18 protein-coding genes are annotated in these 18,726 nt (G+C 71.0%); 12 read left to right on the forward strand and 6 right to left on the reverse strand.

Features of this window, described 5'->3' with window-relative positions; genetic code table 11:
* Positions 1-17 precede the first annotated feature (17 nt).
* From QSK37_RS25325 to QSK37_RS25335, 3 genes are all read left to right on the forward strand, one after another.
* On the forward strand, positions 18-1,103 hold the full coding sequence (locus QSK37_RS25325; RefSeq protein WP_285625553.1) for an S-(hydroxymethyl)mycothiol dehydrogenase: 1,086 nt from the start codon (positions 18-20) through the stop codon (positions 1,101-1,103).
* A gap of 159 nt (positions 1,104-1,262) precedes the next feature.
* A complete protein-coding gene (locus QSK37_RS25330) occupies positions 1,263-1,880 on the forward strand; it encodes an MBL fold metallo-hydrolase (RefSeq protein WP_285626164.1) in 618 nt (205 codons plus the stop codon).
* A gap of 1 nt (position 1,881) precedes the next feature.
* Positions 1,882-2,292, forward strand: coding sequence for an MmcQ/YjbR family DNA-binding protein (locus QSK37_RS25335; protein ID WP_285625559.1), 411 nt, complete (start codon positions 1,882-1,884; stop codon positions 2,290-2,292).
* A 31-nt stretch (positions 2,293-2,323) separates the two neighbouring features.
* Here the strand turns inward: QSK37_RS25335 and QSK37_RS25340 are convergent, their stop codons facing one another.
* Entirely contained in the window at positions 2,324-3,256 is a 933-nt protein-coding gene (locus QSK37_RS25340; RefSeq protein ID WP_285625561.1) for a CU044_5270 family protein, read from the reverse strand.
* A 10-nt stretch (positions 3,257-3,266) separates the two neighbouring features.
* Positions 3,267-3,860, reverse strand: coding sequence for an RNA polymerase sigma factor (locus QSK37_RS25345; RefSeq protein ID WP_285625564.1), 594 nt, complete (start codon positions 3,858-3,860; stop codon positions 3,267-3,269).
* 261 nt (positions 3,861-4,121) lie between these two features.
* On the opposite strand from QSK37_RS25345, the gene QSK37_RS25350 reads away from it, so the two are divergent.
* Positions 4,122-5,603 (forward strand): protein kinase domain-containing protein, encoded by a 1,482-nt coding sequence (locus QSK37_RS25350; RefSeq protein ID WP_285625567.1) that lies wholly within the window; start codon positions 4,122-4,124, stop codon positions 5,601-5,603.
* Positions 5,604-5,665: 62 nt separating this feature from the next.
* Here the strand turns inward: QSK37_RS25350 and bfr are convergent, their stop codons facing one another.
* Complete coding sequence (gene bfr / locus QSK37_RS25355) at positions 5,666-6,154, reverse strand: bacterioferritin (RefSeq protein WP_285625569.1); 489 nt, start codon at positions 6,152-6,154, stop codon at positions 5,666-5,668.
* Positions 6,155-6,220: 66 nt separating this feature from the next.
* Complete coding sequence (locus QSK37_RS25360; RefSeq protein WP_285579315.1) at positions 6,221-6,421, reverse strand: (2Fe-2S)-binding protein; 201 nt, start codon at positions 6,419-6,421, stop codon at positions 6,221-6,223.
* A gap of 162 nt (positions 6,422-6,583) precedes the next feature.
* Here QSK37_RS25360 and glgX point away from each other — a divergent pair, with 162 nt between their 5' ends.
* Genes glgX through QSK37_RS25380 form a run of 4 tightly spaced genes read left to right on the forward strand, consistent with a single transcriptional unit; the run spans position 6,584 to position 13,138 of the window.
* Positions 6,584-8,668: a glycogen debranching protein GlgX gene (gene glgX / locus QSK37_RS25365; protein WP_285626167.1), complete on the forward strand. Its 2,085-nt coding sequence runs from the start codon at positions 6,584-6,586 to the stop codon at positions 8,666-8,668.
* Positions 8,661-10,943: a malto-oligosyltrehalose synthase gene (gene treY, locus QSK37_RS25370; protein ID WP_285625571.1), complete on the forward strand. Its 2,283-nt coding sequence runs from the start codon at positions 8,661-8,663 to the stop codon at positions 10,941-10,943. Before glgX ends, treY begins: the two co-directional genes overlap by 8 nt.
* Positions 10,940-12,643: a malto-oligosyltrehalose trehalohydrolase gene (gene treZ, locus QSK37_RS25375; RefSeq protein WP_285625574.1), complete on the forward strand. Its 1,704-nt coding sequence runs from the start codon at positions 10,940-10,942 to the stop codon at positions 12,641-12,643. The genes treY and treZ overlap by 4 nt, the downstream gene beginning before the upstream one ends.
* Before the next feature lie 30 nt (positions 12,644-12,673).
* Positions 12,674-13,138, forward strand: coding sequence for a hypothetical protein (locus QSK37_RS25380; RefSeq protein WP_285625577.1), 465 nt, complete (start codon positions 12,674-12,676; stop codon positions 13,136-13,138).
* 3 nt (positions 13,139-13,141) lie between these two features.
* On the opposite strand, the gene QSK37_RS25385 is transcribed toward QSK37_RS25380, so the two are convergent.
* Positions 13,142-14,113 (reverse strand): GlxA family transcriptional regulator, encoded by a 972-nt coding sequence (locus QSK37_RS25385; protein ID WP_285625579.1) that lies wholly within the window; start codon positions 14,111-14,113, stop codon positions 13,142-13,144.
* Positions 14,114-14,211: 98 nt separating this feature from the next.
* Here QSK37_RS25385 and QSK37_RS25390 point away from each other — a divergent pair, with 98 nt between their 5' ends.
* From QSK37_RS25390 to QSK37_RS25405, 4 genes are all read left to right on the forward strand, one after another.
* Entirely contained in the window at positions 14,212-15,141 is a 930-nt protein-coding gene (locus QSK37_RS25390; RefSeq protein ID WP_285626168.1) for an NADP-dependent oxidoreductase, read from the forward strand.
* A gap of 116 nt (positions 15,142-15,257) precedes the next feature.
* A complete protein-coding gene (locus tag QSK37_RS25395; protein WP_285625582.1) occupies positions 15,258-15,719 on the forward strand; it encodes a hypothetical protein in 462 nt (153 codons plus the stop codon).
* Positions 15,720-15,835: 116 nt separating this feature from the next.
* The gene (locus tag QSK37_RS25400; RefSeq protein ID WP_285625584.1) at positions 15,836-16,936 is read left to right on the forward strand and encodes a type VII secretion target; all 1,101 of its coding nucleotides are present in this window, start codon (positions 15,836-15,838) and stop codon (positions 16,934-16,936) included.
* Positions 16,937-17,097: 161 nt separating this feature from the next.
* On the forward strand, positions 17,098-17,286 hold the full coding sequence (locus QSK37_RS25405; RefSeq protein WP_285625586.1) for a hypothetical protein: 189 nt from the start codon (positions 17,098-17,100) through the stop codon (positions 17,284-17,286).
* A gap of 174 nt (positions 17,287-17,460) precedes the next feature.
* On the opposite strand, the gene QSK37_RS25410 is transcribed toward QSK37_RS25405, so the two are convergent.
* The gene (locus QSK37_RS25410; RefSeq protein WP_285625589.1) at positions 17,461-18,630 is read right to left on the reverse strand and encodes an acyl-CoA dehydrogenase; all 1,170 of its coding nucleotides are present in this window, start codon (positions 18,628-18,630) and stop codon (positions 17,461-17,463) included.
* Between the last annotated feature and the right edge of the window lie 96 nt (positions 18,631-18,726).

Below are 18,726 nucleotides of genomic sequence, written 5' to 3' on the forward strand. Positions count from 1 at the left end.
ACGAAGGGTGTTGATCGATGCCGCACGAGGTACGAGGGGTCGTCGCGCGTTCCAAGGGCGCGCAGGTCGCCATCGAGACGATCGTCGTGCCCGATCCGGGCCCCGGCGAGGCGCTCGTTCAGGTCCAGTCCTGCGGCGTGTGCCACACCGACCTGCACTATCGCGAGGGCGGCATCAACGACGAGTTCCCGTTCCTGCTCGGCCACGAGGCCGCCGGTGTGGTCGAGGCGGTCGGTGACGGCGTCACCGACGTCGCGCCGGGCGACTTCGTCATCCTCAACTGGCGCGCGGTCTGCGGGCAGTGCCGCGCCTGCCTGCGCGGGCGTCCCTGGTACTGCTTCGCGACGCACAACGCCGCCCAGAAGATGACGCTGGCCGACGGCACCGAGCTCTCGCCAGCCCTGGGCATCGGCGCGTTCGCCGAGAAGACCCTCGTGCACGCGGGCCAGTGCACCAAGGTGAACCCGGCCGCCTCGCCCGCCGCCGCCGGGCTGCTGGGCTGCGGCGTCATGGCCGGCCTCGGGGCGGCGATCAACACCGGCGGCGTGACGCGAGGCGACTCGGTCGCGGTCATCGGCTGCGGCGGTGTCGGCGACGCCGCGATCGCCGGGGCGCGCCTGGCCGGCGCCGCGAAGATCATCGCCGTCGACATCGACGACCGGAAGCTGGAGTGGGCCCGCGGCTTCGGCGCCACCGACACGGTGAACTCCCGCGAGACCGACCCGGTCGAGGCGATCCGCGAGCTGACCGGCGGCCACGGCGCCGACGTCGTGGTCGAGGCCATCGGCCGGCCCGAGACGTACGAGCAGGCGTTCTACGCCCGCGACCTGGCCGGCACGGTCGTCCTCGTCGGCGTGCCCACCCCGGACATGAAGATCGAACTCCCGCTGCTCGAGGTGTTCGGCCGCGGCGGGTCGCTGAAGTCCTCCTGGTACGGCGACTGCCTGCCCTCCCGCGACTTCCCGATGCTGGTCGACCTGTACCTCCAGGGCCGGCTCGACCTCGACGGCTTCGTCTCCGAGACCATCGGCCTGGACGAGGTCGAGGAGGCGTTCGGCAAGATGGAGCGCGGCGAGGTCCTGCGTTCGGTGGTGAACCTGTGAGCGACGTTCGTGAGGCATCGGTGAGCCACCTGATGCCAGAGCACCGGCCGAACGCGCGGAGTGAACGGAAGGCACTGTGAGCGACGTTCGTGAGGCATCGGTGAGCCACCTGATGCCAGAGCACCGGCCGAACGCGCGGAGTGAACGGAAGGCACTGTGATCGGTCATCTCGTCACCTCCGGGACGTTCAGCCTCGACGGGGGCACCTGGGACGTCGACAACAACGTGTGGCTGGTCGGCGACGACCGCGAGGTGCTCGTCATCGACGCCGCGCACGACGCCGACGCGATCGCCGCCGCGGTCGGCGACCGCCGCCTGACCGCGATCGTGTCCACCCACGCCCACGACGACCACATCGACGCTGCGGCCGAGCTGGCCGACCGCACGGGCGCGCCGATCCTGCTGCACCCGGACGACATGGTGCTGTGGCGGATGACCTACCCCGACCGCGACCCGGACCGCGCACTCGCGGACGGGGACGAGCTGACCGTGGCCGGCACGACCCTGCGCGTCCTGCACACGCCGGGCCACGCCCCGGGCGCGGTCTGCCTGTACGCCCCGGACCTGGGCACGGTGTTCACCGGCGACACGCTGTTCAACGGCGGCCCGGGCGCGACCGGCCGGTCCTACTCCGACTTCGGCGTCATCGTCGGCTCGATCCGCGACCGCCTGCTGACCCTCCCGCCGGACACCGTCGTACGGACCGGCCACGGTGACACCACGACGATCGGCGACGAGGCGCCGCACCTCGACGAGTGGATCGCCCGGGGCCACTGAGGTGGCGAGCCTGGAGGACGCGGAGCGGATCGCCTCGGCGCTGCCCGAGGTGACCGAGGGCACGCGCTACGGCAACCGCACGTGGCTGGTCAGGGGCAAGGGTTTCGCCTGGGAACGCCCGTTCCGCAAGGCCGACCTCAAGCGGTTCGGGGACGCCACCCCGCCGGACGGCCCGATCCTGGCCGTCCGGGTCGAGGATCTCGGTGAGAAGGAGGCCGTGCTGGCCGCCCACCCGGAGTCCTTCTTCACGATCCCGCACTTCGACGGGCACGCCACCGTCCTCATCCAACTCCGGCGCGTGGGCGAGGAGGAGCTGGCCGAGGCGATCACCGACGCCTGGCTGGCCTGCGCGCCGCGCCCGCTGGCGGAAAGTCACCTCGGCCGGCCGCCCGAGGCGCGGGGTCCGGCGTAGCGCCTGCCCGCAGACCAGGCACGTCACGCGATCAGGGACGGGTGGGCGGGTGGGGGGTCTCGTTGGTCCAGCCCACCTTCAGGTAGGTGATCGCCGCGTGCTTCGGTCCCACAGTCGTGCTCTGGGAGAGGAGCATCGCGCGGGACGGGTCGATCAGGTATCGAGTGCCGCCGATGATGAGCGCGTACCCCAACCGTCCCTGCTCGTCCTCGGCCAGGCCGGCGCTCTTGACCTTCGGCCGTCCGGCCAGCGCGCGGAAGGCCGCCGCCCGGGTCTTCGGCGTGGCCGGCGCCTCGGCAAGCAGCTCGATGAGCAGGTCGTCGGTGTAGAAGTCGATGTCCTGCCGGCGCCAGGAGGGGGATACGGACCGTGCGACGCCGTTCGCCCACTTCTCGATGCCTTTCGCGGTGGTGGGCAGGTTCCTGACCTGGGCGAGGGTGAACATGTGGTCCGCCACCTCGAAGGCACGCGGCGACTTCTTCTTGCTCCGGTAGACCGTTCCCGGCTTGCCCGCCTCGTCACGGCCGTTCAGGATCAACACCCCTCCCCAGTAGTAGCCGTCCTTGCCGTACCAGCTCTCATCGATCTCCTTGGTGAAGTGCACCTCCCGAAGCGTGCTGACATGCCAGTACGCGCCGTCGGCGGCGGGCTGCCGCTCCGCGGTGGTCGCCGCCGCCAGCAACACCTGCCGCGTGGACAGCGGGGAGGAGGACGGGGAGCGCCTCACGGGTGGGGTCGCGGGCGTGGAGCCGCCGGAGACCGCGAAGACGACGGCCCCGGCGGCGGCGGCGAGGCCTCCCGCGAGGGCCGTCCACCGGACGAACCCGCGCCGGGTGCCCGTCCGTGGTGCTGCGGGCCGGGAGTCGATGGCCGCGAGCAGCCGCTCCCGGCCGGTGTCCAGACGCTGCGGGGACGGGATCGGGGCATCGGCACGCATCGTACGCACCAGATCGAGATCGTTCACTGCCGGTACCTCAGCTTTCCTCTGTGACCAACATGGGGTTCCCGTCGCCGAGCGCGGCACGGATCTTCCGCCGCGCGCGGTGCAGCCGTGACCGCACCGTTCCCACGGAGGTGCCCAGAGCCTGGGCCGTCTCCTCATAGGACAGATCGGCCCAGGCGATCAGCAGCAGAACCTCCCGATGCGCCCGGCTGAGACCCGCCAGGGCCGCCGCGAGCGACTGGTGCATCCCACTCGCCACCACCCGGTCGTCGGCGTCCTCCCACTGGCCGTAGGTCTGGGCCACCGGGTCGGCACCGCTGCGGGCGAACGCCCGCAGCATCCGGGTCTCCCTGCGGTGATACTGGGCCATGACGTTGGCGGCGATCCCGTACAACCACGGCCGGGCGTCCGGTCGCCCGAGGTCGTAGTGCCGGCGTTTCTCGAACGCCCGATAGAACGTCTCGGCGGTGACGTCATCGGCGAGATCGTCACCCAGCCTGCGGGCGACGTAACGGCTGATGTGGGCCGCATGCCGCTCATACAGCGCGGCGAACACCCCGGGCTCCCGCCAGGACCCCTCGATGACAGCGGCGTCGCTCGCGCCGTGTCGGGTCGACACAGTCATACGGCTCCTGTCTCTCGCAGCCGGGGATCCGGCCGTACGCGGTGTGCGCTTCACCCGCTTTTCCCCGAACCTGCGATCGAGTTCCCCCGAGGAGACGTGGCCGTGAGAGAGGCGGAGATCTTCGGCACGGACGCGTTCCGCGCGGTACTCCCACCTCGAAGAATGGATTTCCCGAAGGCACTAAGGGTAATTTCTCGCCCATTTGTCGCTGGAACCCCATATCTTGAGCCCAGCGTCGGGGAGCTGATCGCGGGGGAGTCTGTGCGGGTACTGGCGGGCAGGTACGAACTGCACGAAGCGCTGGGGCGCGGCGGCATGGGCGTCGTGCACAAGGGTCTCGACCGCGAGCTGGGACGTACGGTCGCCGTCAAACTGCTCCCGGCCGAACTGCTCCGGCAGCCGGGCTTCCAGGAACGGTTTCGTCGTGAGGGACGCACCGCCGCCGCGCTCAGCCACGCATCCATCACGGTCATGCACGACATCGGGGAGGACACCTCCGGCGGTGAGCCGGTGCCCTATCTGGTGATGGAGTACCTCGACGGCCGCCCCCTCGACGAGGCGATCGCGGCCGGGCCCCTGCCCCTGGACCAGGTTTGCGCGATCATCGGTGACGTTCTCGACGCGCTGGACCACAGCCACGGCAAGGGCATCGTGCACCGGGACATCAAGCCCGCCAACGTGATGGTCGACCTGGACGGCTTCCGGCCCCGTGTGAAGATCCTGGACTTCGGCATCGCCAAGCTCATCGCCGACGCCGCCACCCGCCTCACCGCGACCGGCTGGATGGTCGGCACACCCCTGTACATGTCGCCCGAGCAGGCCGAGGGCCACGCCGCGACCGCGAAGTCGGACGTGTACGCGGTCGGCTGCCTGCTGTACGAACTGCTCACCGGGGACCCGCCGTTCACCGCGGAGACGCCCACGGCCGTGCTGTTGCAGCACATTCGCCAGACGCCCCGGCCGCCGTCCGCCCGGCGCCCCGATCTCCCGCCCGGCTGGGACGCCGTCGTTCTGAGGGCACTGGCCAAACGCCCTGAGGACCGGTACGCCGACGCGGCCGAGATGCGGGCCGCCGTGCTCACGGCCGGCGACGACGCCCCTGTTGTCCAGGCCGGTGCCGCCGCCCGGATGGACGGTGCCCTGGCCACCGCCCGCCGGCCGGAGGCCAACGCCACTCCGGCCACCCGGCCGATCTCCGCCGCCGGGGCAACGCCGCCGAAGACCAGAGGCCGGTCCGCGGGCGATCTTCTCTTCGGGTCCTGGATTCCGTTCTGCCTCGTCGGACTGAGCGTCCTCGGCGTGGTGGCGGGCCTCTATTGCGGGCTCCGTTTCGGGACCGCGCATGTCTCGTCCTACAACGCGCGAAAGTATCTGGCGGCGGTCTTCGCCAGCGGCCTGCTCATCGCGGTCTCGGCGGTCGTGTTCTTCACGGCGGTCGGCGGCCTGGCCTTCCGCAGGCGGGGCCGGGCCGGGGGCAACCCCCCGGTGCGACCGTACGTGATCGAGCTCTTCCTCGTCCTGCTGTTCGCGGCCGGGCCGCAGGTCTTCGGCATGATCACCGCCGTGCGGCTCTACAACGGCTTCGACGGTGCCGACGGGATAGAGCTCCTTCACTCCATGAGCATGTGGCCCGGTCTCTCGAGAACGTACTTCTGGCTCGGCATCCTGTCCGCCGTCGTCGTCAGTCCCTTCGCCGTCGTGCCGGTGGCCCGGTATTTCTCCGCGGGCGCGCGGCGGCGCTGAGTGGGCGGGAGCACCCTATGGGCGTGGCGAGCAGGGCTGAGGCGCCGTCCCACCGCTCCGGGTCAGTCGTCGTTCGCGCTGCGGGGTTCGGCGTAGCGCTGGAGGTAGAGCTGTTCGCCGAGCGCCTCCAGCAGCTCCAGCTCGGTCTCCAGGTAGTCGACGTGCTCCTCTTCGTCCTCGAGGATGTGTTCGAAGATGCGCGCCGAGGTCACGTCGCCGCGGGAGCGCATCAGTTCGATGCCGGGCCGCAGGCGTCCGACGGCCTCCATCTCGATGGCCAGGTCGGAGCGGATCTGTTCGGGCACCGTCTGGCCGATGCGCAGCGGGTTGATCCGCTGGTAGTTCGGCAGTGCCGACAGCATGAGCAGGCGGTCGGTGAGGGTCTCCGCGTGCCGCATCTCATCGAACGACTCGGCCCTGGTGTGCTCGGCCAGCGCGGTGTACCCCCAGTGCTCCTGCATCTTGGCGTGCAGGAAGTACTGGTTGATCGCGGTGAGCTCGGCCGTCAGCTGCTCGTTGAGCAGGTTGATGACGTCGGTGTCGCCTTCCATGTCACCCAATCGTGACACGGGCAAGGCAAAGCGCGGGCAATGCCTCGCCGTGTCCGCGACCGGGGGTCAGGCGGCCGCTTCGACGGCCTCCGTCGGCGCCGGCCCGGCCATGCTCTCCTGGAGCATCGCGCAGATGCGGTTGACACACGAACCGCAGCCCGGCCGCATGCCGCACGCCGCCCGGACCTCCTTGGCCGAACAGGCTCCGGCCGCCACGTGCTCCCGCACCACGTCTTCGGTGACGGCGTGGCAGACGCAGACGTACATGGCCGGTGGACCTCCGGGGGGGCGATTAGGTAAGGCTCCCCTAAGCTAACGCACGATCCGGGGTTTTGGCCAATGTTCGCTGGTCAGGAGCGATGTAGCGTACGTCACAAGTGCGTTCCTCCAGATACGTGTGAGTCGATCACCTGGGGGAAATTGACCGATGTGATGCGTATTTGGCCGGGTGACCCCTACCCCCTGGGCTCCACCTACGACGGCGCGGGCACGAACTTCTCCGTCTTCTCCGAGGCCGCGGACCGGGTGGAACTCTGCCTGTTCGACGACGTCGGCAAGGAGACCCGGATCCCCCTTACCGAACTCGACGGCTTCGTCTGGCACGGCTACGTGCCCTGGGTCGGCCCCGGCCAGCGGTACGGCTTCCGGGTGCACGGCCCCTACGACCCGGCACAGGGCCTGCGTTGCAACCCGGCCAAGCTCCTGCTCGACCCGTACGCCAGGGCGATCCAGGGCGAGGTGGAGTGGAACGAGGCACTGTTCGCGTACCGGTTCGCCGACCCGGGCGCGCGCAACGACGACGACAGCGCGCCGTACGTGCCCAAGAGCGTCGTGGTCAACCCGTTCTTCGACTGGGGCGACGACCGCGCGCCGCGCACGCCGTACCACGAGACGGTGATCTACGAGGCCCATGTGAAGGGCCTGACCCGGCGGCATCCGGACATCCCCGAGGCGGAGCGCGGCACGTACGCGGGCCTGGCCAATCCGGTGATGATCGACTACCTGCGGGAGCTCGGCGTCACGGCGATCGAGCTGATGCCGGTCCACCAGTTCGTGCACGACGACGTGCTGCTCCAGCGCGGGCTGTCGAACTACTGGGGCTACAACACCCTCGGCTTCTTCGCCCCGCACAACGGCTACGCGGCGAGCGGTTCGCGCGGCGAGCAGGTGCAGGAGTTCAAGCTGATGGTGCGGAGCCTGCACGCGGCGGGCATCGAGGTGATCCTCGACGTGGTCTACAACCACACCGCCGAGGGCAACCATCTCGGGCCGACGCTGGGGTTCCGCGGCATCGACAACCGCAGCTACTACCGGCTCGTCGACGGCGACCCGCAGTACTACATGGACACCACCGGCACCGGCAACAGCATCAACGTGCAGCACCCGCACGCGCTTCAGCTGATCATGGACTCGCTGCGCTACTGGGTGACCGAGATGCACGTGGACGGCTTCCGCTTCGACCTCGCCTCGACGCTGGCGCGCGAACTGCACGCGGTGGACCGGCTGGCGGCCTTCTTCGACCTGGTGCAGCAGGACCCGATCGTCTCGCAGGTCAAGCTGATCGCCGAGCCGTGGGACGTCGGCGAGGGCGGCTACCAGGTCGGCAACTTCCCCCCGCTGTGGACGGAGTGGAACGGCAAGTACCGCGACTCGGTGCGGGACTTCTGGCGCGGCACCGACGGCCTGCTGCCGGAGTTCGCGCGCAGGTTCACCGGCTCCAGCGACCTGTACGCCGACGACGGCCGCCGGCCGCTCGCCTCGATCAACTTCGTCACCTGCCACGACGGCTTCACGCTGCACGACCTGGTCTCCTACGACCACAAGCACAACGAGGCCAACGGCGAGGACAACCGCGACGGCAACGACGACAACCGCTCGTGGAACCACGGCGCCGAGGGCGAGACCGACGACGCGGACATCCTCGCGGTACGGGAGCGGCAGAAGCGCAACTTCCTGACCACGCTCCTGCTGTCCCAGGGCGTGCCGATGATCTCCCACGGCGACGAGCTGGGCCGCACCCAGGACGGCAACAACAACGCCTACTGCCAGGACAACGAGCTGAGCTGGGTCGACTGGACCGACCGGCCGGAGGCCGGCGCGCTGCGGGAGTTCGTCCGGCGGCTGACCACGCTGCGCCGCGACCATCCGGTCTTCCGCCGCCGCCGGTTCCCCTCCGGGGACAACGTCCAGTGGTTCACCCCCGAAGGACAGCCCATGACGGACGGGGACTGGCAGACCGGGTACGCCAAGGCGGTCACGATCTTCCTGAACGGCGACGCGATCACCGAGCCGGACCGGCGCGGGGAGCCGGTCCAGGACGCCTCGTTCCTGATGCTGGTCAACGCCTCCGACCGCGACCTGACGTTCACCGTGCCCGAGGCGTACCGCGGCCTGTGGACGACCGTGATCGACACCACCACCAGCTTCATGCTCGAGAACGAGGAGACCGCGCCGATGACAGGGGACAAACCGTTGGTCGAGGCCCGCTCGATCCAGGTGCTCCAGCGTGTCTAAGGCGCCGACCGCGACGTACCGGTTGCAGCTCAGGAAGGGATTCGGGTTCGCCGAGGCGGGGGAGCTGGCCGGCTATCTGGCCGCTCTCGGCGTCTCCCACGTGTACCTGTCGCCGATCCTGCAGGCCACCCCCGGCTCGGCGCACGGCTACGACGTGGTCGACCACTCCCGCATCGCCGACGACCTGGGCGGCGAGGAGGCGTTCCGCGAGATGGCCGCGCGCCTGCGCGAGCACGGGCTGGGCATCGTGATCGACCTGGTGCCCAACCACATGGCCATCCCGGCGCCGGAGACGCTCAACCCGGCGTTCTGGGACGTCCTGTGCCACGGACCGGACTCGCCGTACGCGCGGTGGTTCGACATCGACTGGTCCGAAGGGGCGGTCGTGGTGCCGGTGCTGGGCTCGCCGGAGGACGAGCCCGAGATGGACGGCGACGTCGTCCGCTACCACGAGCACGTCTACCCGCGCGGCGGCCGCTACCGCCTCGGGTACTGGCGCGACACGGAGCCGAACTACCGGCGCTTCTTCGACATCTCCACGCTCATCGGGCTGCGCCCGGAGGACCCGGAGGTCTTCGACCGCACGCACGCGCTGCCGCTGCGACTGGTGCGCAAGGGGCTGGTCGACGGCCTGCGCATCGACCATCCGGACGGCCTCGCCGACCCGCGCGGCTACCTTCGCCGGCTCTCCGGCCGGGCGAGGCCCGGCACGTGGATCGTCGCCGAGAAGATCCTCACCGGCGGCGAACGGCTCCCCGAGGACTGGCCGTGCGCGGGCACCACCGGGTACGACGCTCTCGGCATGATCGGCGGGGTGTTCAACGACCCGGCGGGCGACGGGCCGCTGACCGATGCGTACACCACCCTCACCGGCGGCCGCCGCGACTTCGAGGCGGTGGAGCGGGAGGCCCGCCGGTACGCGGCCGAGCGCATGCTGGTGCCCGAGGTCGACCGGCTCGCCGGCCTGCTCGCGAAGATCCTGCCCGACGACGACCCGGAGGCCCTGCGCCAGGCGCTCGTCGAGCTGCTCGTCGCGATGCCCGTCTACCGCACGTACGTGGTGCCGGGCGAGGAGCCGTCGGCCCGCGACCTGGAGATCGTCGCCCAGGCCGCCGCCGGAGCGCGCGCCGCGCTGCCGGACGGTGAGCTGCTCGACCGGGTGGTGCCGCTGCTGCTCGGCCTGACCGGCCGCGACGCGCTGCGCGACGAGTTCGTCGTCCGGTTCCAGCAGACGTCCGCGCCGATGATGGCCAAGGGTGTGGAGGACACGGCGTTCTACCGCTGGTCCCGGCTCGCGGCGCTGAACGAGGTCGGCGGGGACCCGGTGCGGTTCTCGGTGTCGCCCGAGGAGTTCCACGCGTACTGCGCGGGGATCGCCGCCGAGCGGCCCGGCACGATGACCACGCTGTCGACGCACGACACCAAGCGGCAGGAGGACGTGCGCGCGCGGCTGGCCGTGCTCAGCGAACTGCCCGGCGACTGGATCGAGGCGGTCCAGAGGTGGCACGCCCGCGCGCCCGACAGCCCCCTCGACCCCGACCTGGACTACCTGATGTGGCAGACGATCGTGGGCGCGTGGCCGCTGTCCGGGCAGCGGCTCAAGGAGTACCTGACCAAGGCCATGCGGGAGGCCAAGACGCGCACGTCCTGGGTGAACGGCGACGCCGCGTACGAGGAGGCGGTGCTCGCCCACGTGGACGCCGTGCTCGCCGACCCGGAGCTGGCCGACGACATCGAGGGGTTCGTGGCGCTGCTCGCCCCGTACGCGCGGGCGAACTCCCTCGCCCAGAAGCTCGTGCAGCTCACCATGCCGGGCGTGCCCGACGTCTACCAGGGCTGCGAACTCGCCGGGCTGTCCCTGGTCGACCCCGACAACCGGCGGCCGGTGGACTACGTGCGCCGGCGCGAGCTGCTCGCCGACCTGGACGCCGGGACGGTGCCGGCCGACCTCGGCGGGGAGAAGCTGCTCGTCACCTCGCGCGCCCTGCGCCTGCGGGACGAGCATCCCGAGTGGTTCTCCGGCGGTTACGAGCCGCTCGCCGCCGACGGCCCGGCGGCCGAGCACGTCCTGGCGTTCCGCCGCGGCGGCGTGACCACGGTGGTGACCCGGCTGCCCGCCGGTCTCGACGCCCGCGGCGGCTGGGACGACACGCATCTGCCGCTGCCGGGCGGTCCCTGGCGCGACCTGCTCACCGGCCAGTCGTACGTCTCGCCGGTGCCGCTCACCGGCCTGCTCGGCATGCTCCCCGTCGCACTACTGATCGAGGCTGAATGAGATACGACGTCTGGGCACCGGACGCCGCGAACGTCGAGGTGGAGGCCGGTGGGCGCCGCCATGCCATGGCTCCCTCACCCGTACGGCGGGGCTGGTGGACCGCCGAGGCCGAGGGCGAGGACTACGGGTTCGTGATCGACGGGAGGGGGCCCTTCCCCGATCCGAGATCGCCCTGGCAGCCGGACGGGGTGCACGGTCTCAGCCGGGCCTACGACCACGGCGCGTTCGCCTGGACCGACGGCGCGTGGCGCGGACGGCCGCTCGCCGGCGGCGTCCTGTACGAGCTGCACGTCGGAACCTTCACGCCGGACGGCACGTTCGACGCCGCCGTCGAGCGCCTGGACCACCTGGTCGCGCTGGGCGTCGACGCCGTGGAGCTGATGCCGGTCGCGGCCTTCCCGGGCCGGCACGGCTGGGGGTACGACGGCGTGCACCTGTGGGCCGTGCACGACCCGTACGGCGGGCCGGACGGGCTCAAGCGCTTCGTCGACGCCTGCCACGCGCGCGGCCTGGCGGTCGTCCTCGACGTCGTCTACAACCACCTCGGGCCCAGCGGCAACTACCTGGGCGAGTACGGCCCGTACTTCACCGACGACCACCGGACGCCCTGGGGTCCGGCGGTCAACCTCGACCGGGCCGGGTCCGACGAGGTGCGCGCGTTCATCGTCGAGAACGCCTTGATGTGGCTGCGCGACCACCACCTGGACGGGCTGCGGCTCGACGCCGTGCACGCGCTGAGCGACGAACGCGCCGTGCACATCCTGGAGGAGCTGACCGTCGCGGTGGACGGGCTGCGGGCCGCGACGGGCCGGGAGCTGTTCGTGGTCGCCGAGTCCGACCTGGGCGACCCGCGGCTGGTCACCTCGCGCGAGGCCGGCGGGTACGGCCTGGACGCCCAGTGGAACGACGACTTCCACCACGCCCTGCACTCGGTGCTCACCGGCGAGCGGCAGGGCTATTACCGCGACTTCGGCTCGATGGGCGCCCTCGCCAAGACACTGCGGGGCGCGTTCTTCCACGACGGCACGTGGTCGACCTTCCGCGGCCGCTCCCACGGCCGGCCGGTCGACCGGCTGCGCACCCCCGGCCACCGGTTCGCCGCGTTCCTGCAGAACCACGACCAGGTCGGCAACCGTGCCACCGGCGACCGGATCTCCGCGACGCTGTCGCCGGGGCTGCTCAAGGTCGGCGCCGGACTGCTGCTGACCTCGCCGTTCACGCCGATGCTGTTCATGGGGGAGGAGTGGGGCGCCACCACGCCGTGGCGTTTCTTCACCGACCATCAGGAGCCGGAGCTGGCCCGCGCGGTGAGCGAGGGGCGGCGGCGCGAGTTCGCCACGCACGGATGGGCGTCGGAGGACGTGCCCGACCCGCAGGACCCCGAGACGTACCGCCGCTCCGTGCTGGACTGGACGGAGCCGTCGCGGCCGGAACACCGCGAGCTGCTGGACTGGCACCGCGACCTGATCGCGCTGCGCCGTTCCTGCCCGGAGCTGACCGACGCGCGGCTGACCGAGATCGACGTGGAGCACGACGAGTCGTGGATCGTCGTGTACCGGGGATCGGTGCGGGTCGCCGCCAACCTGGGCGCGGATCCGGTACGGCTGCCGGACGGCGAGCTGCTCCTCGCCTCCGCGCCCGGCATCCGCCCCGGCGGCGAGCTGCCCGGTGAGTCCCTGGCGATCCTGCGGATGGTGTGAGCCGGGCCGGGAAACCGCTTGACTGTCTCTATGAGCGAGAAAAATCCCGGTGCTCTCCTGTCCGAACACCTCGGTCTCGTCGAGGCACCGGTCGACCGCGTCCGCGCGGTGGTGCTCAACGTGCCCACCGGGGAGCTCTCCGGCCCGGACGCGCCGGTCGTCCTCGGCCCCGGGCGGACCGTCACCGTGTCCGGCGGGCCGACGACGTTCACCGCCGATGCCGGGACGCCCATCGTGATCGACGTCGACCGCGAGGCCGGGTGGGTCCAGGCGCACGGGGAGTGGTGGTGGTGCGTACGGCTCCAGGTCGAACCACACCCGGACGGCGCGCTGGTCCGGCGGAGCGCCTACAACCGCGCGACCGGAGCGGCCGGACGCCTGGTGCCGTACACCGTCGGCCGGGGACACCGGCGGCAGGGCCACGCGGCGCTGCTCGGCCTCCTCGACGACCTGGGCTCGCGGCTCGGCTGCGACACCCGCCTCCTGCCCGAGTGACGCTCAGGCCCGGGTGAGCCGCTCGTCGCCTTCGGGGTGGAACGTGCGGCGGTAGGCGATCGGTGACACGCCCAGGGTCGCGTGCAGGTGCTGGCGCAGTGACACGGCCGTGCCGAACCCGGCCAGCCGCGCGATCCGATCGACCGGCAGGTCGCTGGTCTCCAGCAGGTGCCGGGCCCGGTCGATCCGCTGGCGGGTGAGCCAGCGGCCCGGGCTCATGCCGACCTCCTCGCGGAACCGCCGGCTGAGCGTGCGCACGCTCATCCCCGCCTGCTCCGCCAGGTCGGCCAGCGACAGCGGCAGGTCCAGGCGTTCCAGCGCCCAGGCGCGGACCGGCGCGGTGCCCGCGTCGTACGGCTCGGGGACCGGACGTTCGATGTACTGCGCCTGGCCGCCGTCGCGCCACGGGGGCACCACACAGCGGCGCGCCGCGCGGTTGGCCACCTCGCTGCCGTGGTCGCGGCGTACGACGTGGAGGCACAGGTCGACGCCTGCCGCGGCTCCGGCGGAGGTGAGCAGGTCGCCGTCGTCCACGAACAGCACGTCGGGGTCCAGCCGGACGTGCGGGAACATCCGCCGGAACCGGTCGGCCTCGCCCCAGTGGGTGGTCGCGGGGCGTCCGTCGAGCAGACCGGCCGTGGCGAGCACGAACGAGCCGGTGCAGATCGACATGATCCGCGTGCCCGGCCGTACGCCGTCGAGGGCGGTCCCGAGGGCCGCCTGGTCGTACGCGCCCCTGAACGGGGGGATCGCGATCGTGTCGGCGCCGGCCAGCGCCGAGGCGTCGTGGTCGACGACGATGGCGAAGTCGGCGGCGGTACGCACCGGGCGGCCGTCCAGCGTGCAGGTGAGCACCTCGTACAACGGTTCGTCCGCGGGGCCGCGGGCGGCGCCGAAGATGCGGCCGGGGATGCCCAGCTCGAACGGGATCACGCCGTCCAGCGCGAGGACGACCACGCGATGGGGTGCGCTCATGACCAGATACTTTCACACGATGGCAATCAGGCCACTTCCCGGGGAGGGCGGCCCTGGCGTTGGCTGGGGGCCTACCGAGGAGGAACATCATGGCTACCATGCGCGCCGTCAGCCAGGACACGCTGGGCGGTCCGGAGGTACTGAAGATCGTTGACGTCGAGCGGCCGGAGCCGGGGCCGGTGGAGATTCTCGTGCGCGTGCACGCGGCCGGGGTGAATCCGACCGACTGGAAGTCGCGGGCGACCGGTGGGCTGGTCGGCCACGAGCCGCCGTTCACCCTCGGCTTCGACGTGTCGGGCGTGGTCGAGGCGGTCGGCTTCGGCGTCACGCTCTACCGGCCCGGCGACGAGGTCTTCGGCATGCCGCGCTTCCCGCACCTCGCCGGGGCGTACGCCGAGTACGTCACCGCGCCGTCCCGCCACTTCACCCGCAAACCGGCCTCGATCGACCACGTCCAGGCGGCGGCGCTCCCGCTGGCGGCGCTCACGGCCTGGCAGGGCCTGGTGGACACCGCGGGCCTTCGCGCGGGGCAGCGGGTGCTGATCCACGCCGCCGGCGGCGGGGTCGGCCACCTGGCGGTGCAGATCGCCAAGGCGCGCGGCGCGCACGTCATCGGCACCGCCCGTACGGCCAAGCACGAGCTGATCCGCTCTCTGGGCGCGGACGAGGTGATCGACTACACCGAGGTGGACTTCGCCTCGGCGGTCCGCGAGGTGGACGTCGTGCTGGACCCGATCGGCGGCGACTACGGCCTCCGCTCGCTGCGGACCCTGCGCGACGGCGGAGTGCTCGTGTCCATCCTGCCGGTCGGCGAGGAACTGCGGGCCGCCGCGGCCGAGCGCGGCATCGCGGCGGACTTCACCCTGGTCGAGCCGGACTACGCGGGGATGAAGGAGATCGCCGCGCTGGTCGAGGCCGGCCGGCTGCACGCCGAGATCGACAGCGTGTTCCCGCTGGAAGAGGCGGCCAAGGCGCACGAGCTGGGCGAGCGCGGCCGTACCACCGGCAAGATCGTGCTGACCGTCTGATGGTGCTGCATCGCCCTGGATGATCACATACTGGTAAAGGATCAACGACGGGGTAACCGGACACTCGGCCACGGACGTCTCTTGTAGCGCAGCAGGTCACGTAACAGGAGATATCCGTGTCCAGTAAGAATGCGGGGCGTCGCCCCGTGATCCGGTCCCTCGTCGCCGTCGCGGCCTTCACCGCCGTCCTGGCCGGGCTCACCGGATGCGGAGGCGGGCGCCCCTCGGCCGGCGTCTCGCCGGGCGAGGTCCCCGCCGAGGACGCCCCGGCGGCCGCGGACGCCGGTGCCGGGGCGCCCCACCGCTGGTGCGACGACACGGAGTGGCTGGCCCCGGCCGCCGAGATGTACGTGTCGGTCTACCGGAAGAAGCGACGCCCGATCACCGCGGACACCATCGACGCCGACCTGGCCGACCAGGGCCGGCTGTGGAAGGCCTACCGCCGCCTGGCCGACAGGGGCGTGTCGGCGGACGTCCACGAGCTGCGGGAGTTCCTCGTGTCGGTCGCCGCCGCCGAGGACGCCGGCACCGACCCCGGAGGCTACGCCCGCCACATCGTGGCCGTCTGCGACAGCTGACGGCCGCATTTCACATCTTCCTGAAGTGGTTGGCCGCCGGGGCGGACGGGCGGTAGGTGTTGGGGGACGCCCGTCCAGGGGTCACGACCGCGCGGTCGAGCGAAAGGATGCGGGTGGTGTCCTCCGAGCTGAGTGTCGACCACGTCCAGGTACGGAACGCGGTCATGCGCATGGACGACGTGGCCGGCACGCTGGACTCGCTGCGGCGGCTGGTCGACCAGAGCGACATCCCGCATCTCGCCTTCGGTCTGGTCGGCGAGGGCGCCCGGCACAATTACACGGTCTCCCGTGCGGACGAGCTGGACAACCTGGCCGCCGGCATCGACAAGGCGCAGACCTATGCCGACAACCTCCACAAGTCCGCGGACCTCTACCTGGGCGTCGAGGACACCAACGTCCGGGCGGTGCTCTACGACATCGGCTGGATCCCCGACTCCCATGGCGCCTACAAACCACGGCCGCCGACGCCCCCCGCCACGACGTCTCCCGCACCGAAGATCAGCTCGCCGGCGGACCTGATGGCCGTGCCGGCCAGCGCGGCGGTGGGAGGCTCCGGCGCGCTGGTGGTCGCCGCACTGGGAACGGCGACCGCGGCGAACCTGAAGGCAAGCGCCGGGATGTCGGCCCTGACGATCGGCGCGGCGCTCGCCTGGGGGGCCGTGGTCTGGTCGGACGACGGTTCCATCGACCGGGCCCTGCAGAACTGGGACCAGGTGGCCAGGGAGGCGCGCGCGCTCTTCGGCTCCGACGTGAACGGGGTGCGACAGGCGCTCCAGGCGTCCTGGCAGGGCATCGCCGCGAACTCCGCGGACGGCAGGATGCTGGAGTTCGTCATCGCGGGAATGGCACTGGCCGACCGGGCCGAGCGCCGGGTCGAGACGCTGCGCGACATGATCAGCCAAATGATCACGATTCACAGGCTCGCGCTGGTGATCTCCATGCTCATGGTCGTGGCGAGCGTCTTCGCGTTCTGGACGGCCGGCGCGTCACTCGCCGCGGCCGCGACGTACGCCCAGACGCTGGTCTGGGTGGTCACCGTCATCGAGGGGCTGTTCCTGTCCTGGGGCATGGTCGCGATGTGGGGGGACTCCGAGGAGGGCTTCGCCCTGAAGGGCACCGACAACGGCTCCGCCGCCCAGGCGGTGTCGGTGCTGACTCCGCCCGGGCACAGCCGGAACAAGAAGCCCCAGAAGGCCCCGCCACCGTTCAGCTTCTGAGTGTCGGTTTTCGGCATCTGTGCACCGTGTGGCCGTTTGATGGCTATTTTGGTGAGCAGTCCCTGGTAGCCTCGCGCTTCGCGTGTGCCGTGCCGTGGATGCGGGTCGCCGTGGATGCCGGCCCCCCACTTCCTGCCGGATGCCCCCATCGAGGAGAGACCGTGTCCCACGGGTTGTTCGAGGTCCCTGTCGTCATGCTGGCGCAGAGCGCGATGTTCACCGCCGACATCCGGCCGTTCGTCGGCATCGTCGCCGCCGTCCTGGCCGCCATCCTGGCGGGCCACGCGAGCTGGCACGTCACGGACCGCATCGTCACCAGGCTCAAGCGCACCGATCACGACGAGTTCTGAACCCGCCCCGTACGAGCGGCAGGCCGAGGACGACGAGCAGTGTGGCCGGCAGGCCGAGGTGGGTAGGCGACGTCACCGGTACGGGTACCCGGCCCAGCGGAATTCTCCGGCCCGGACATGCGTCGCCCCTCGGTCCGATGGTCGTTCCGAGGGGCGAGAGTGCAGGTCACGGGGCTACTTCAGCAGGGCGCGGGACATGACGACGCGCTGGATCTGGTTGGTGCCCTCGTAGATCTGAGTGATCTTGGCGTCGCGCATCATGCGCTCGACCGGGTAGTCCTTCACATAGCCGTAGCCGCCCAGGAGCTGGACGGCGTCCGTGGTGATCTCCATGGCGGCGTCCGACGCGTAGCACTTGGCGGCGGAGGAGACGAATGTCAGGTCCGGCTCCTTGGCGCCCAGCATGCGGCGTTCGGACTTGGCCGCCGCGGCGTACGTCAGCTGCCGGGCGGCCTCCAGCTTCATCGCCATGTCGGCGAGCATGAACTGCACGCCCTGGAAGTCGCCGATCGGCTTGCCGAACTGCTTGCGCTCCTTGACGTACCCGATCGCGTAGTCCAGGGCGCCCTGGGCGATGCCCAGCGCCTGGGCCGCGATGGTCACGCGGGTGTGGTCGAGGGTGGCCAGGGCGGTCTTGAAACCGGTGCCCTCCTCGCCGATGATCCGGTCGGCCGGGATGCGCACGTCGTCCATGATGACCTCGCGCGTCGGCGATCCCTTGATGCCGAGCTTCCGCTCCGGGGCGCCGAAGCTCACGCCCGCGTCGTTCTTCTCCACCACGAACGCCGAGATGCCGCGGGCGCCCTGGTCGGGGTCGGTGACCGCCATCACGGTGTAGAAGTCGGAGACACCCGCGTTGGTGATCCAGCGCTTGGTGCCGTTCAGCACCCAGTGGTCGCCGTCGCGGACCGCGCGGGTCTTCATGGCCGCCGCGTCGCTGCCCGCCTCCGGCTCCGAAAGGGCGTACGAGAACATGGCCTCACCGCGTGCCACCGGGCTCAGGTAGCGTTTCTTCAGATCCTCCGAACCGGAGAGCAGGATCGGTACCGTGCCCAGCTTGTTGACAGCAGGGATGAGTGAGGAGGCGGCACATGCCCGGGCGACCTCCTCGATCACGATCACCGTGGCGAGGGCGTCCGCGCCGACTCCCTCGTACGCCTCAGGAATGTGAACGGCGTGCAGGTCGGCCTGGATCAGAGCCTCGTACACGGCCTGCGGAAACTCCGCCGTCTCGTCGGTCTCGGCGGCCTTCGGAGCGATCTTGGCATCGGCAAGGGCCCGTACCGTCTCCCGCAGGAGCCCGTGCTCTTCAGAGAGTTCGTACAGAGGAAAGTCTGAGGTCATGTGCCGATCGTACGCCGTCTACCTACTCGCCAGTAGGGCCGGTAACATGCCGAGCGGCCCGTGGGGAAGGTCAGTGGGGTCGGGCATCAAATTCTC

Origin of the sequence: Actinoallomurus iriomotensis (genome assembly GCF_030269445.1) — a bacterium.
Lineage (GTDB): Bacteria > Actinomycetota > Actinomycetes > Streptosporangiales > Streptosporangiaceae > Actinoallomurus > Actinoallomurus iriomotensis.

Bases quoted from the DNA above. Each gene is read 5' to 3' on its own strand.
- bfr (WP_285625569.1), bottom strand. From the start codon at position 6,154: ATGGAAGGCGACACCGACGTCATCAACCTGCTCAACGAGCAGCTGACG.
- QSK37_RS25410 (WP_285625589.1), bottom strand. From the start codon at position 18,630: ATGACCTCAGACTTTCCTCTGTACGAACTCTCTGAAGAGCACGGGCTC.
- QSK37_RS25345 (WP_285625564.1), bottom strand. From the start codon at position 3,860: ATGACTGTGTCGACCCGACACGGCGCGAGCGACGCCGCTGTCATCGAG.
- treZ (WP_285625574.1), top strand. From the start codon at position 10,940: ATGAGATACGACGTCTGGGCACCGGACGCCGCGAACGTCGAGGTGGAG.
- QSK37_RS25380 (WP_285625577.1), top strand. From the start codon at position 12,674: ATGAGCGAGAAAAATCCCGGTGCTCTCCTGTCCGAACACCTCGGTCTC.
- QSK37_RS25390 (WP_285626168.1), top strand. From the start codon at position 14,212: ATGCGCGCCGTCAGCCAGGACACGCTGGGCGGTCCGGAGGTACTGAAG.
- QSK37_RS25385 (WP_285625579.1), bottom strand. From the start codon at position 14,113: ATGAGCGCACCCCATCGCGTGGTCGTCCTCGCGCTGGACGGCGTGATC.
- QSK37_RS25325 (WP_285625553.1), top strand. From the start codon at position 18: ATGCCGCACGAGGTACGAGGGGTCGTCGCGCGTTCCAAGGGCGCGCAG.
- QSK37_RS25360 (WP_285579315.1), bottom strand. From the start codon at position 6,421: ATGTACGTCTGCGTCTGCCACGCCGTCACCGAAGACGTGGTGCGGGAG.